The 13619-nt window shown below is 55.2% G+C and carries 12 protein-coding genes; 3 read left to right on the top strand and 9 right to left on the bottom strand.

Going from position 1 to position 13619, the window contains the following annotated elements; translation table 11 throughout:
* Window positions 1-7 precede the first annotated feature (7 nt).
* The 3 genes from ubiE to udp all read right to left on the bottom strand — a co-directional run bounded on the left by ubiE (window position 8) and on the right by udp (window position 3192).
* Window positions 8-763 (bottom strand): bifunctional demethylmenaquinone methyltransferase/2-methoxy-6-polyprenyl-1,4-benzoquinol methylase UbiE, encoded by a 756-nt coding sequence (ubiE, locus tag JGF26_RS21805; protein ID WP_008501525.1) that lies wholly within the window; start codon window positions 761-763, stop codon window positions 8-10.
* Between the two features lie 66 nt (window positions 764-829).
* Window positions 830-2287 carry a DNA recombination protein RmuC gene (gene rmuC / locus JGF26_RS21800; protein WP_108091165.1) on the bottom strand — a complete coding sequence of 486 codons (1458 nt, stop codon included), beginning with the start codon at window positions 2285-2287 and terminating at the stop codon, window positions 830-832.
* Window positions 2288-2430: 143 nt separating this feature from the next.
* On the bottom strand, window positions 2431-3192 hold the full coding sequence (gene udp / locus JGF26_RS21795; protein WP_003860792.1) for a uridine phosphorylase: 762 nt from the start codon (window positions 3190-3192) through the stop codon (window positions 2431-2433).
* A 255-nt stretch (window positions 3193-3447) separates the two neighbouring features.
* Between udp and JGF26_RS21790 the strand changes: the two genes are divergently transcribed.
* Window positions 3448-4254 (top strand): dienelactone hydrolase family protein, encoded by an 807-nt coding sequence (locus JGF26_RS21790; RefSeq protein WP_028018176.1) that lies wholly within the window; start codon window positions 3448-3450, stop codon window positions 4252-4254.
* Window positions 4255-4301: 47 nt separating this feature from the next.
* Here the strand turns inward: JGF26_RS21790 and metE are convergent, their stop codons facing one another.
* A complete protein-coding gene (metE, locus tag JGF26_RS21785; RefSeq protein ID WP_134708723.1) occupies window positions 4302-6563 on the bottom strand; it encodes a 5-methyltetrahydropteroyltriglutamate--homocysteine S-methyltransferase in 2262 nt (753 codons plus the stop codon).
* A 116-nt stretch (window positions 6564-6679) separates the two neighbouring features.
* Between metE and metR the strand changes: the two genes are divergently transcribed.
* The gene (gene metR, locus JGF26_RS21780) at window positions 6680-7633 is read left to right on the top strand and encodes an HTH-type transcriptional regulator MetR (RefSeq protein WP_028018178.1); all 954 of its coding nucleotides are present in this window, start codon (window positions 6680-6682) and stop codon (window positions 7631-7633) included.
* Here the strand turns inward: metR and JGF26_RS21775 are convergent.
* The 3 genes from JGF26_RS21775 to pldB form a co-directional block, all read right to left on the bottom strand.
* The gene (locus JGF26_RS21775) at window positions 7521-8420 is read right to left on the bottom strand and encodes a carboxylate/amino acid/amine transporter (RefSeq protein WP_134708726.1); all 900 of its coding nucleotides are present in this window, start codon (window positions 8418-8420) and stop codon (window positions 7521-7523) included. The two genes, metR and JGF26_RS21775, sit on opposite strands and share 113 nt — an antisense overlap.
* Before the next feature lie 82 nt (window positions 8421-8502).
* A complete protein-coding gene (gene yigL / locus JGF26_RS21770; RefSeq protein WP_028018179.1) occupies window positions 8503-9303 on the bottom strand; it encodes a sugar/pyridoxal phosphate phosphatase YigL in 801 nt (266 codons plus the stop codon).
* Between the two features lie 26 nt (window positions 9304-9329).
* Entirely contained in the window at window positions 9330-10322 is a 993-nt protein-coding gene (pldB, locus tag JGF26_RS21765; protein ID WP_028018180.1) for a lysophospholipase L2, read from the bottom strand.
* Between the two features lie 109 nt (window positions 10323-10431).
* Between pldB and rhtB the strand changes: the two genes are divergently transcribed.
* Complete coding sequence (rhtB, locus tag JGF26_RS21760; protein WP_028018181.1) at window positions 10432-11052, top strand: homoserine/homoserine lactone efflux protein; 621 nt, start codon at window positions 10432-10434, stop codon at window positions 11050-11052.
* Here the strand turns inward: rhtB and rhtC are convergent.
* Together rhtC and recQ are read right to left on the bottom strand one after the other, a co-directional pair.
* Window positions 11049-11669: a threonine export protein RhtC gene (gene rhtC / locus JGF26_RS21755; protein ID WP_010426287.1), complete on the bottom strand. Its 621-nt coding sequence runs from the start codon at window positions 11667-11669 to the stop codon at window positions 11049-11051. The two genes, rhtB and rhtC, sit on opposite strands and share 4 nt — an antisense overlap.
* Window positions 11670-11730: 61 nt before the next feature.
* Window positions 11731-13560: an ATP-dependent DNA helicase RecQ gene (gene recQ / locus JGF26_RS21750; RefSeq protein WP_128348551.1), complete on the bottom strand. Its 1830-nt coding sequence runs from the start codon at window positions 13558-13560 to the stop codon at window positions 11731-11733.
* Between the last annotated feature and the right edge of the window lie 59 nt (window positions 13561-13619).

Genomic DNA, 13619 nt, shown 5'->3' with positions numbered 1-13619 from the left:
CCTCCACTCAGAATTTGTAACCGCGATGCAGCGCGACGACACCCGCCGTCAGGTTGAAATATTCAACGTTCTCAAATTCCGCATCCTGCATCATGGCTTTTAATGTGTCCTGATCCGGGTGCATACGAATAGATTCAGCCAGATAACGGTAGCTTTCCGCGTCGTTTGCCACCAGCTCACCAATGCGAGGGAGCACGTGGAATGAATAAGCGTCGTAAGCTTTGCTCAGTGGTTCAATAATCGGTTTAGAGAACTCAAGCACCAGCAGACGTCCACCCGGCTTCAGCACGCGATACATAGAGCGCAGCGCTTTCTCTTTATCAGTGACGTTACGCAGACCGAAGGAGATGGTAATGCAGTCAAAAGTGTTGTCCGGGAATGGCAGCGCTTCGGCGTTCGCCTGCACATATTCCACATTCCCCACCACGCCGATGTTACGCAGCTTTTCGCGTCCCATTTTCAGCATTGAATCATTAATATCTGCCAGAACGACACGGCCAGTTTCGCCTACCAGGCGAGAGAATTTCGCGGTTAAATCGCCCGTGCCGCCAGCTAAATCAAGCACCGTTTGTCCACGACGCACACCGCTGCAGTCGATGGTGAAGCGCTTCCACAAGCGATGAATACCGAATGACATTAAGTCATTCATCACATCGTACTTCGCCGCCACAGAGTGAAATACGTGGGCCACCATGTCAGCTTTCTGCGCTTTGGCAACAGTCTGAAAACCAAAGTGCGTCGTGTCTTGTGAATCGTCAACCATCTCAGAGCCTGCTTATCAGTAAAATGTTTGTGAAGTGTACCAGATTGGACGCGTTTGCCCTACGATTCAACCACCGCGAAACAAACGCGTCGGCTGCTCATCTGGCGATAATTCCGCTGCTAGATCGTTGTCTTCACTGTTTGTCTTTTGTTCAGCACTGCCTTCACGCAGGCGGAACTCCTCGTCCTGCGACGTGGCCTGTTCAACCAGTTCCGGATTAATCTCGCGTTTTACTTCGACGCCCAGACTACGGAATGCCTCAGCTTGTGCCAGTAAGTTGCCACGTCCGGAGGAGAGTTTTTTCATTGCCTGACGGTAGTTATCCTGCGCGCGGTCAAGGCTTTGCCCGACCGAGGACATATCGTCCACGAACAGACGCATTTTGTCGTACAGCTTGCTGGCTCGATCGGCAATCTGTTGCGCATTGCGGCTCTGGTGTTCATAGCGCCACAGGTTCGCAATGGTTCGCAAGGCCACCAGCAACGTGGTCGGGCTGACCAGCATAATGTTATTTTTCAGCGCTTCGGTGATCAGTTCAGGCTGCCTGTCGAGTGCCAGCAGGAAGGCCGGTTCAACCGGAATGAACATCAGCACGTAATCCAGTGAGCGCAGGCCCGGCAGTTGCTGGTAGTCTTTTCTGCCGAGCAGACGGATATGGTTACGCACGGAAGCAATATGCTCCTGCAATGCCGACTCTCGGGTGTAATCATCTTCCGCATTAAAGTAGCGCTCATATGCCACCAGCGTCATTTTGGCGTCGATGACAACGTCTTTGCCCTGAGGCAGACGCACTATGACATCGGGCTGCATGCGCGAGCGAGCATCATTTTCGATGCTGACCTGAGTCTCATACTCATAACCTTCACGCAGGCCTGAGGCCTCGAGCACGCGGGTCAGGACCACTTCCCCCCAGTTTCCCTGGGTTTTGTTATCCCCTTTCAGCGCGCGAGTCAGGTTGACCGCCTCCTGTGCCATCTGTGCATTCAGTTGCTGAAGATTGCGAATCTCATGCGCCAGCGTGTGCCGCTCGCGAGCCTCCTGACCAAAACTGTCCTGCACCTGACGACGAAAACCGTCCAGCTGTTCACGCAGGGGCGTCAGAAGGCTGTTCAGGCTCTGGCGATTCTGTTCATCAACGCGGCGGTTGCTGTGCTCGAAAATGCGGTTGGCGAGGTTTTCAAACTGTTCGCTGAGGCGTTGCTCGCTGTTGATCATCTGGCGGATTTTGTCTTCCGCATGCAGTTGGGTGGATTCAAGACGGGTGGTCACTTCGCGGAGATCGGCCTCCAGCGAGGTGTTGATATCCCGCAGGTTGCGTAGTTCGTTGTTGAGCAACTCGCACTCATCGCGCCAGTGCTCGCTCAGAGCAAGTTGCTGTTTTGCCGCGCTTAAATCGGCGACCATCTCTTCTCGCTCGGCCAGTTGGTCGGCCTTCTGCTGTGCATGCTGGTAGCTGGAAATGAGCCAGCCAATCCCTAAGCCCACCAGCGCAATCACCGCGTAAATCAGGATCGAGATATCCACAATGCCCCCTGCATCAACGTATTACCCGCACAAAATAGAATTGTGCTGTATAAACGTCCAGTTTGAAAGGGTTTTCCTGCGAGGTGCTACGCAAAAAATAAAGGCCGAACGTGTCGGCCTTTTATTGCATGCAGAAGAGAGGACTAGATCAGGCGACGCGCCGCTTCCACCACGATTTTCACGGCATGACTTTCGGTCTGTTTCATGGTTTCGGCGTTCGGGATCTCCTGCTGGGTACGGTTGACGATAACGCCCGCCACCATACCGGCACGCAGACCCTGGCTTGCGCACATGGTCAGCAGCGTCGCAGACTCCATTTCGTAGTTCATTACGCCCATAGACTGCCACTCTTCCATAGAACCTTTGAAACGGCTCACCACGCGACCAGAGAAGGTGTCATAGCGCTCCTGGCCTGGGTAGAAAGTATCGGACGAAGCGGTCACGCCCACGTGCGTGGTCGCGCCCACAGATTTCGCCGCTTCAACCAGCGCAGTGGTACATTCGAAGTCTGCCACTGCCGGGAATTCCATTGGCGCGAAGTGCAGGCTTGCGCCATCCAGACGAACAGATGCGGTGGTGACCAGCACGTCACCGACATTGATATGCGGCTGAATAGCGCCGGTGGTACCGATACGCAGGAAAGTACGAATGCCCAGTTGCGCCAGCTCTTCAACAGCAATGGAGGTCGACGGGCCACCGATACCGGTAGAACACACGATCACGGCTTTGCCATCCAGCTCTGCACGCCAGGTGGTGAATTCACGATGGGCTGCCAGCTTAACCGGCTTATCCATCAGCGCGGCGATCTTTTCCACACGCTCAGGATCACCCGGGACGATAGCGAGCGTAGCCCCTTGTAAATCGTTTTTGGTGAGGCCGAGATGAAAAACATCAGACTTAGACATAGGTGACTCCTCTGTGGGTCGGTTAGTCAGAAGAAGTAAAATGGTACTTTACAGAAGCAATACGCATAATTTCGTGACGCACTTCACCATGAATGAAAATGATTGCAGTAAATTTCCATAAAAAAGTGATTTACATCACATTAACAAGTTATATCGTGGTGTGCTGCACAAAAGATAGACCGTTTAAGGCACTGTGGGTTGTTAACCTGGTGTCTATATTTACCTTTGCGCTAACTCATTGGTACGGAGAATGCCATGACTGAAAAAATCGGTTTTGCACCTGCTGCAGCCCCGCATGCTTCAACCATCGTTTCAACGCCCGAAGAGGCCATAACGGCGGGTGAGACCTCCATCCCCTCGCAGGGGGATAATATGCCGGCTTACCACGCGCGGCCAAAATCGGCAGAGGGTCCGCTGCCCATCGTCATTGTGGTTCAGGAAATTTTTGGTGTTCACGAACATATCCGCGACCTCTGCCGCCGGCTGGCGCTGGAAGGGTATCTGGCCGTTGCGCCAGAGCTCTACTTCCGTCAGGGCGATCCGAACGACTACAGCGATATTCCAACATTACTCAGCAACCTGGTCAGCAAAGTCCCTGACGCGCAGGTCATGGCCGATCTCGACCACGTTGCCAGTTGGGCAGCACGTAACGGCGGTGATGCACATCGTCTGATGGTGACGGGTTTCTGCTGGGGAGGGCGTATCAGCTGGCTGTATGCCGCCCATAACCCGCAGCTCAAAGCCGCTGTCGCCTGGTACGGCAAACTGGTGGGTGAAAAAACGCTGAATTCACCGAAACATCCGGTTGATATCGCCACCGAGTTGAATGCCCCCGTGTTAGGGCTTTACGGCGGTCAGGACACCGGTATTTCGCTGGATTCGGTAGAAACCATGCGCCATGCGCTCCGCGCGGCAAATGCGAAGGCGGAGATCGTGGTATACCCGGATGCCGGGCACGCATTTAATGCCGACTATCGTCCGAGTTATCATGAGGAATCTGCAAAAGACGGATGGCAGCGAATGCTGGCGTGGTTCAGCCAGTACGGCGGTAAAAAAGGGTAAAAGCAAAAAGCCCGGCGGCGATGACGCCTTACCGGGCCTACAACTTATCACGCCTGACGCAAATTCTGCGCCGCCTGCACCATGTTCGCCAGTGCAGCGCGGGTTTCCGGCCAGCCGCGGGTTTTCAGTCCGCAGTCCGGGTTCACCCACAGACGCTCTGCCGGAATGCGCTGGGCCGCTTTTTTCAGCAGAGCTTCGATCCACTCCACGCTCGGCACGTTCGGAGAGTGAATGTCGTACACCCCCGGTCCTATTTCGTTCGGGTAGTCGAACTCTTCAAATGACTCCAGCAGTTCCATGTCTGAACGCGATGTCTCGATGGTGATCACGTCGGCATCCAGCGCGGCTATCGAATCCATGATGTCGTTAAATTCGCAGTAACACATGTGGGTGTGGATCTGGGTGTCATCCTTCGCGACCGCGGCGTTGATGCGGAAAGCCTCCACGCCCCATTTCAGATAGGCATCCCAGTCGCTACGACGCAGCGGCAGACCTTCGCGCAGCGCCGGTTCGTCGATCTGAATAATGCCAATGCCAGCGGCTTCCAGATCCGCCACTTCATCACGCAGTGCCAGCGCGATCTGTTTGGCGATGGTTTCGCGGCTCACATCTTCACGCGGGAAGGACCAGCAGAGAATCGTTACCGGACCCGTGAGCATTCCTTTCACCGGTTTATCTGTCAGAGACTGGGCATACTTCGCCCATTCAACGGTAATCGCTTCTGGACGGCTGATATCACCAATCACCACCGGCGGCTTCACGCAGCGGGAACCGTAACTCTGCACCCAGCCATTTTGGGTAAACACGAAACCGTCCAGGTGTTCACCAAAGTATTCCACCATGTCGTTACGCTCGGCTTCACCGTGCACCAGAACATCCAGACCTAAACGTTCCTGCTCGATAATCGCCTGTTTAATGTGTTCAGCGATACCGGTGCGGTAATGATTCGCATCCAGATTGCCCTTTTTGAAGTCCAGACGCAGGCCGCGGATCTCGGTAGTCTGCGGGAAAGAACCGATCGTCGTGGTTGGCCAGGCTGGCAGGTTAAAGCGAGCGCGCTGGGCTTCAGCGCGCACTTCATAGGCGCTCTGGCGCTGACTGTCCTGAGCCGTGATGGCTGCCAGACGTTTTTCGACTGCCGGGTTGTGTACGCGAGCCGAGTCACGGCGCGCCTGGATCGGTGCGCTCCATTCGGTAATCGCTGCCGTGTCCCCCGTGTTCAATGCATCACGCAGCAGCGTCAGCTCCTCACATTTCTGCAAGGCAAAGGCAAACCAGCTCTTCACTTCTGCGTCCAGACGGGTTTCAGCGCTGAGATCAATTGGGCTGTGCAACAGTGAACAAGACGATGCCACCCACAACTCACGTTTGCCGACGATGTCTTTAACCTGAGCGTATTTCTCAGTGAGATCGGCACGCCAGACGTTACGGCCATTCACCACACCGGCCGAGAGCAGCCAGTCCGCAGGCAGGCGTTTGTGCAGCTCCGCGACATCATCTTTACCGTGTACAAAGTCAACATGCAGACCCTGCACTGGCAGCGCGGTGATGGTCTTCAGGTTTGGCGTCACGCCTTCGAAATAGGTAGTCAGCAGCAACTTCACCTGTCCGGCAAGTGCGTCATACGCCGGTTTGAAGGCATCTAGCCATTCCTGCGGCAACTCGAGCACCAGAGCAGGTTCGTCGATTTGCACCCACTGGATACCGCGTTTGCCCAGCTCAATCAGCACCTGTTTGTAGACCGGAAGAATGTCGTTCAGCAGGCTGAGGCGATCAAACTGCTCACCCTTCACTTTGCCAAGCCACAGGTACGTAACCGGCCCTAGCAGCACAGGCTTCACCTGGTGACCCAGCGCCAGCGCTTCGTCCACCTCATCCAGTAATTGCGTCCAGGTCAGTTTGAACTGCTGACCTTTAACGAACTCCGGCACCATGTAGTGATAGTTGGTATTAAACCACTTGGTCATTTCAGCCGCTGCCGCTGGCTCACCTGTTGGCGCGCGACCACGGCCGATGCGGAACAGGGTGTCGATATCTACCGATCCATCTTTGTTCTGATGACGAGCCGGCACATTGCCAAGCAGCAGGCTTGTCGTCAGAACATGGTCGTACCAGGCAAAATCGCCCACCGGCAGCAGGTCAATGCCCGTCTGTTTTTGCTGATCCCAGTGACGCGCACGCAGTTCGCGTCCAACGGCCAGCAGTTCTTCACGGGTGGTACTACCCGCCCAGTAGCTTTCTTGCGCTTTTTTCAGCTCGCGACGCAGGCCAACGCGAGGGAAACCGAGAGTGTGATTGCGGATTGTCATGTCATGCCCCTTGTCAATTTTCGGTATTTAGACGTCCAGATGTTTACACATCCATAATTGGCGGTTACTGTATATTCCTCAAGCGCAAAATGTTCATGGCGAAGTGAAGGACTTTCATGATCGAGATAAAACACCTGAAAACGCTACAAGCGTTGCGGAACTGCGGTTCTCTTGCGGCGGCGGCAGCCTCGCTGCACCAGACCCAGTCCGCCCTTTCTCACCAGTTCAGCGATCTGGAACAACGCCTCGGCTTTCGTCTTTTTGTGCGTAAGAGCCAGCCGCTACGCTTTACGCCTCAGGGTGAGATTTTGCTGCAGCTGGCAAATCAGGTGCTGCCGCAAATTGCCAGCGCCCTGCAGTCCTGTAACGAGCCGCAACAGACCAAACTGCGTATCGCCATTGAATGTCATAGCTGCATTCAGTGGTTGACCCCCGCACTTGAGAATTTCCGCCAGAAGTGGCCGCAGGTGGAGATGGACTTTACATCCGGGGTGACGTTTGACCCGCAGCCCTCGCTCCAGCAGGGCGAGCTGGATCTGGTCATGACCTCTGATATTCTGCCGCGCAGCGGCCTGCACTACTCCCCAATGTTTGATTATGAAGTGCGTCTGGTGCTGGCACCGGATCATCCGCTGGCGGCCAAAACGCGCATCACACCGGAAGACCTGGCGACGGAAACGCTGCTGATTTACCCGGTTCAGCGCAGTCGTCTGGATATCTGGCGTCACTTCCTGCAACCGGCAGGCATTAGCCCTCAGTTGAAAAGCGTGGATAACACTCTGCTGTTGATTCAGATGGTGGCGGCCAGAATGGGTATCGCGGCACTGCCGCACTGGGTGGTGGAGAGTTTTGAACGCCAGGGCCTGGTGGTGACCAAAACCCTGGGCGAAGGACTGTGGAGCCGGCTGTACGCCGCCGTGCGCGATGGCGAGCAGCGCCAGCCGATTACGGAGGCGTTTATTCGCTCAACGCGGAACCACGCGTGCGACCATCTTCCGTTTGTGCGGAGCGCGGAGCGACCCAGCGGCGATGGACCCACAGTGAAGCCAGGATCACCGTTCCCCCAATAAGGAAACTCGGCCAGTGGGGTTGCTGCTGCCAGATTGCAAGGTTAACCAGCAGACCCGCGGGCACATGCACGTTGTTCATGATCCCCAGCGTACCGGCGTCGACTTGGGTCGCGCCGTAGTTCCACATGAAGTATCCCAGCCCTGAGGCCACCACACCCAGCCAGACCAGAACGCTCCATTGCACCGTAGTGGTCGGCAGTTTTTGCGGGTTACCGAGCATGAACCACGCCGCTACCGCGATAATCGCGGCCCCCATATAGAACCATGCGAACGCGTTATGCTGCGGCATCGGACGGGTTTCCATCAGACGTTTGTAGCCCACCATACCGATGGCGAAACTGATGTTGGCGAGCTGGACGAACATCAGCCCGGTCCAGAAGTGGTCGCTGACTTTGTCATAGCGAATAATCGCCGCCCCAATAACTGCCAGTGCCGCGCTCAGCAAGTATCCCCAGCGTAAACGGCGCTTGCTGAGCAGATCGTAAATCAGCGTGATATAGAGCGGCGTGAGTACGGTAAAAAGCAGAAACTCCGAAACAGACAGGTAGACGTAGGCCCGAAAGCTGAACAGATACATGATGCCGAGCTGCATCGCCCCCACCAGCATATACAGCACAATGGTTTTCAGCGATTGCCCGCGCGTACGCAGAAACGGCAGGAATACCAGCGCCGCCAGCCCAACACGCATCAGCACCGAGAAATAACTGTCGACCGAACCAGCAAGATATTCGCCAATCAGGCTAAAGGAGAAGGCCCACAGGATAGTGGTGATAATGAGTAGCGCCACAATGCTTGTCTCTCAGAAAGAAGGACAGGCATTGTAGCGAACTCTTTAGTTGACAACTGAGCAATAAATAACCAAATGAAGATTATTCAAGGAACAGCTTGCGCAGATATTTCGGTACCGCGTTGTCACCGTTAGTGCCGATCACTTCCAGCTCCGGGTGCAGGTCTTTCAGACGCTGGTGCGCGTTCTCCATAATGCAGCCCTTGCCTGCCATCGAAAGCATTTCGGCATCGTTCATACCGTCACCAAAGGCGATACAGTCTTTCAGCTCGAAGCCCAGACGCTTTGCAACCGCTTCCAGCGCATGGCCTTTGGATACGCCCCCGGCCATCACTTCCAGACAGGTCAGCGTTGAGAAACTCACGTTAACACGGTCGCCCCAGCGAGCGTTGATCGCCTGCTCCAGCGGCAGCAATTCTTCGTGGCTTTCGCAGGTGAAGAACACCTTGCTGATACCTTCAGGTTCAAGCAGGGCTGGCTCGTACAGGGTGTAGTTGAATACCGCTTCCTTGAAGAAACGCATTTCGTCAGGGCGGTGGCGGTTCATAAACCACTCATCATCACGATAGACGTTAGTCACGATATCCGGGTTATTGTGCACCACGCCGAACAGATCGGCGGCGATATCGCGATCAAGGTTATGCGCGAAAATCAGGTTGCCGTCCGTATCGTGTACGCGCGCACCGTTAGAAGTGATCATGTACGATTTGATTTCCAGATTATCGCGGATCTGCCCCACGTCTACGTGGTGGCGGCCGGTGGCAAACACAAAGTTCACGCCACGGGCAGTCAGAAGCTTTAAGGTCTCTTTCGCGTAAGGCGACAGGGTGTGGTCGGGGGAAAGCAGCGTGCCATCTAAATCAGATGCAACAACCTGGTACATAGGGAAATTTAACCTCAATAAAAAAATCAGTTATGCCTGTTGAAAAATTCAACAATAGCGTTGAGCGCGACTGAGCGCATAGCGTCCTTTTCAAAAAGGATCTCATGGTACGCGCCGTTGATGACCAGCGGTTTTCCCCCTTCACAGGGGTGACCGGCGGCAGCGCGGAGTTCACAAAAACGATCGTGCATGCGGTTATCCACCACACGCTCTTCTTCAGCCTGAATCAGAAGTGTTGGCGTGTCATCATCACCCGCGCCAGCAAGCACCTGTTCCCCGGCAAGAATACCTTCCCGCACCCAATGATAGGTCGGACCGCCAACGCGCAGGCGTGGTTCATCGGCATAAAAACGCAGGTTACGACGATAACGCTGTCGGCTGTGGGTTAACACGTTCATTGCAAACGGCAATGCACGCCAGCGCCCCGTCCCGATGGCATAGCCTTCACGAATGCGCTGATGGCCCTCAGCCCAATCGAGAATATGGCGCACCATCCAGTCAGGAAAACGCATGACGATGCCATACATTGGCGCAGTAAGCGCAATGGCATCGCACTGGTGCTCATAGCGCTGCAAAAATAACGTAGATATGGCCCCACCCATAGAGTGCGCCAGAATATAGCGCTTACGCCATGGACCAGGTTCAACTTCCTGCTGCCAGAACGCGGCAAGATCGTCGACATAATCGCTGAAATTATCCACATGACCGCGGTGCGTGTCCGATAACAGACGACCAGAAAGCCCCTGCCCACGATGGTCGATAATCAACACATCAAAGCCAAGATGGACAAGATCATAAGCCAGTTCGGCGTATTTGATGTAGCTCTCGATGCGCCCAGGGCAGACGACGATCACCCGATCGTTTTTCACATTGCGGAAACGCACGAAGCGTACCGGAATATCACCGACGCCCGTAAACTCATCTTCCTCACGCTGCCGCCAGAAATCGGTCAGCGGCCCCATAGAGAAAGCAGCAAATGCGTTTTCTCGTGTTTCCCAGTCCTTTTTCTGCTGAAACATCGGGTTTCCACTCACGTAAGCCAAGGAATATCGTTTTTTCGTAACAGGTCACAAAATGACTCAACAATAGCGTATTGTGGCATAAAAATAGACGGTTCGGGAGCTTCAAATGACCTTCGAGTGGTGGTTCGCCTACCTGCTGACATCCATTATCCTCAGCCTTTCACCGGGCTCAGGTGCTATTAACACAATGACCACCTCCATCAACCACGGCTATCGCGGTGCGGCGGCGTCGATTGCCGGTTTGCAGACCGGGCTGGGCATTCATATTGTGCTGGTCGGGATTGGTCTGGGGACGCTGTTCTCCCGCTCTGTGCTGGCGTTCGAAGTACTGAAATGGGCCGGTGCAGCGTACCTGATTTGGCTGGGTATTCAGCAGTGGCGCGCGGCCGGTTCGATTAATCTCAACACGCTTGCCCAGTCGCAAACCCGTGGTCGTCTGTTCAAACGTGCAGTATTTGTAAACCTGACCAACCCGAAAAGCATTGTTTTCCTGGCTGCCCTGTTCCCGCAGTTTATCGCTCCACATCAACCACAGGTGATGCAGTATGTGGTGCTGGGCGCGACCACCATTATCGTCGATATCATCGTGATGATTGGTTATGCGACGCTGGCACAGCGAATTGCGGCGTGGATTAAAGGGCCTAAACAAATGAAGGCCCTGAATAAAGTGTTTGGTTCGCTGTTTATGCTGGTGGGCGCGCTGCTTGCATCAGCGCGTCACGCTTAGCGAGAAATGATGAGATGAATACCAAAGCCGGCGAACAGCGCGCCGGCAAAGCCGTCGATCCACTTCGCGATGCGCTGATAGCCACGGCGCATCGCCGGTAAGGCAAACAGGCTTGCAACAATGGTGAACCACGCAAACGTCTCAACGACGATCAGCAGGAAAATACCCCAGCGTGCGCCCGCACCAACGCTATCACCCACAAACAGCGAGAACACGGAGCCGAAATAGATAATCGCTTTTGGGTTTGCCAGATTGGTCAGCAGCCCCTTCACAAAGCTGCGGCCACCCGTTGCCAGCTCAACCTTTGGCTCTTCTGGTTTTTTCTCTTCTTTCTTCAGCGCCCCGCGCAGCATCTGGTAGCCCATCCAGCACAGGTACAGCCCGCCGCCAACCATAATGATGTTATGCAGCCAGGCCATCTTTGCCAGGATCAGGTTCAGACCGAGCAGTGCCACCGCCGCCCAGACCATCACGCCCATGGTGATACCCAGTACCCCCATCATCGCCTCTTTGCGGGAGCGGCTGACGGCCGTTTGTGATACGAAGAAAAAGTCAGGACCCGGGCTCATCAGCGCAACGATGTGCACTAACGCCACGGTGAGAAATAGCATTAACATAATTCGCTCGCGGGGAAATAATTCAGTGAGTCATCATCCTGGCACTTTTTCGCCCGGCTGACTACTCCTCATCATCACCGTCGGCGTGAGAGCGAATGAGCGCCATAAACTCTTTGCCAAAACGTTCGAGCTTACGCGTGCCGACACCGTTGACGCTGAGCATTTCGCTGGCGCTCAGCGGCATCTGTTCGGCCATCTCAATCAGCGTCGCGTCGTTGAAGACGACATAAGGCGGGATATTCTCTTCATCGGCAATGGCTTTTCGCAGCTTGCGCAGTTTGGCGAACAGCTTACGGTCGTAATTGCCGCCGTAGGATTTCTGCATCACGCGCGGTTTGAGAGCAACTACGCGCGGCACGGCGAGTTTCAGTTCCACGTCACCGCGCAGCACCGGACGCGCGGCTTCGGTAAGCTGCAGTGCGGAGTGCTGGGCGATATTCTGTGTGGCAAAGCCAAGGTGAATTAGCTGACGAATAATACTGACCCAGTGCTCGTGGCTCTGGTCCTTGCCAATACCGTACACTGGCAACTTGTCGTGGCCCATGTCGCGGATACGCTGGTTATTGGCACCGCGCAGCACTTCAACCACGTATCCCATGCCGAAGCGTTGATTGACACGGTAAATGGTCGAGAGCGCCTTACGCGCATCCATCAGACCATCGTACTGTTTAGGAGGATCAAGACAGATATCGCAGTTACCGCACGACTCCTGACGCCCTTCACCAAAATAGTTGAGCAACACCAGACGGCGGCAGGTTTGCGCTTCGGCAAAGGCCCCCATCGCGTTGAGCTTATGGCGCTCGATATCCTGCAGCTGTCCCTGCGGTTTCTCTTCCAGACAGCGGCGCAGCCATGCCATATCGGCCGGATCGTAAAACAGCATTGCTTCCGCAGGCAGGCCGTCACGCCCGGCGCGGCCGGTTTCCTGATAGTAGGATTCAATATTTCGCGGGATGTCGAAGTGCACAACAAAGCGCACGTTGGGTTTATTAATCCCCATCCCAAATGCCACCGTCGCGACAACAATTTGCAAGTCATCACGCTGGAATTTCTCCTGCACGTCGGCGCGGATGTGGTTTTCTAACCCGGCATGATAAGCCGCAGCGCTAAAGCCACGGTTTTGCAGACGCGCAGCCGTGTCTTCCACTTTTGCGCGGCTGTTGCAGTAAATAATGCCTGACTTGCCGCGCTGTTCCTGCACATAGCGCAAGAGCTGATCCAGCGGTTTGAATTTTTCCATCAGCATGTAGCGGATGTTCGGGCGATCGAAACTGCTGACCTGAATCAACGGGTCGTTCAGCCCCAGCAGACGGACAATATCCAGCCGCGTGGTGTCGTCCGCCGTGGCGGTAAGCGCCATAAACGGAAGCTCGGGGAAGCGCTGACGGAGCTGGCCGAGGGCCGCGTATTCCGGGCGGAAATCGTGTCCCCACTGGGAAATACAGTGTGCTTCATCTACCGCCAGCAGCACCGGATTCCAGTGCGCGAGATGGTCGAGGAAGTTATCCAGCATCAGGCGTTCCGGCGCGATATACAGCAGGCGGATCTGCCCGGTGCGGCACCCGGCCATCACCTCTTGCTGCTGCTCGCGGGTCTGCGTGGAGTTAAGACAGGCCGCCGCCACGCCGTTGGCAAGCAGCTGGTCAACCTGGTCTTTCATCAGAGAAATAAGAGGAGATACCACGACCGTCAGGCCGTTAAGCACCAGCGCGGGCACCTGATAACAGAGTGATTTACCGCCACCGGTCGGCATCACCACCAGGCAATCACGACCTTCCAGCACGGTTTCAATGATGGTTTCCTGGCCAGGGCGGAACTGCTGGTAGCCAAAGGTTTCATGCAAAACCTGTTTAGCCAGCGACTCCTGATTCAATACTTCCGCCTGCGCCACATTAACCCCATATGCCAGAAATGAAACAGGCGCTATTTTCAGCGCCTGAGAGAGAAACT

Source organism: Enterobacter sp. E1 (genome assembly GCF_016809815.1).
In the GTDB taxonomy this organism is placed as follows: domain Bacteria; phylum Pseudomonadota; class Gammaproteobacteria; order Enterobacterales; family Enterobacteriaceae; genus Enterobacter; species Enterobacter adelaidei.
The sequence above is the reverse complement of the archived record's forward strand: the minus strand, read 5'-3'. Positions and strand labels throughout refer to the sequence as shown.

What these genes read in the sequence shown, in the direction of transcription:
- ubiE (WP_008501525.1), bottom strand. Translation starts at nt 763, where the DNA reads ATGGTTGACGATTCACAAGACACGACGCACTTTGGTTTTCAGACTGTT.
- udp (WP_003860792.1), bottom strand. Translation starts at nt 3,192, where the DNA reads ATGTCTAAGTCTGATGTTTTTCATCTCGGCCTCACCAAAAACGATTTA.
- JGF26_RS21790 (WP_028018176.1), top strand. Translation starts at nt 3,448, where the DNA reads ATGACTGAAAAAATCGGTTTTGCACCTGCTGCAGCCCCGCATGCTTCA.
- metE (WP_134708723.1), bottom strand. Translation starts at nt 6,563, where the DNA reads ATGACAATCCGCAATCACACTCTCGGTTTCCCTCGCGTTGGCCTGCGT.
- metR (WP_028018178.1), top strand. Translation starts at nt 6,680, where the DNA reads ATGATCGAGATAAAACACCTGAAAACGCTACAAGCGTTGCGGAACTGC.
- yigL (WP_028018179.1), bottom strand. Translation starts at nt 9,303, where the DNA reads ATGTACCAGGTTGTTGCATCTGATTTAGATGGCACGCTGCTTTCCCCC.
- pldB (WP_028018180.1), bottom strand. Translation starts at nt 10,322, where the DNA reads ATGTTTCAGCAGAAAAAGGACTGGGAAACACGAGAAAACGCATTTGCT.
- rhtB (WP_028018181.1), top strand. Translation starts at nt 10,432, where the DNA reads ATGACCTTCGAGTGGTGGTTCGCCTACCTGCTGACATCCATTATCCTC.
- rhtC (WP_010426287.1), bottom strand. Translation starts at nt 11,669, where the DNA reads ATGTTAATGCTATTTCTCACCGTGGCGTTAGTGCACATCGTTGCGCTG.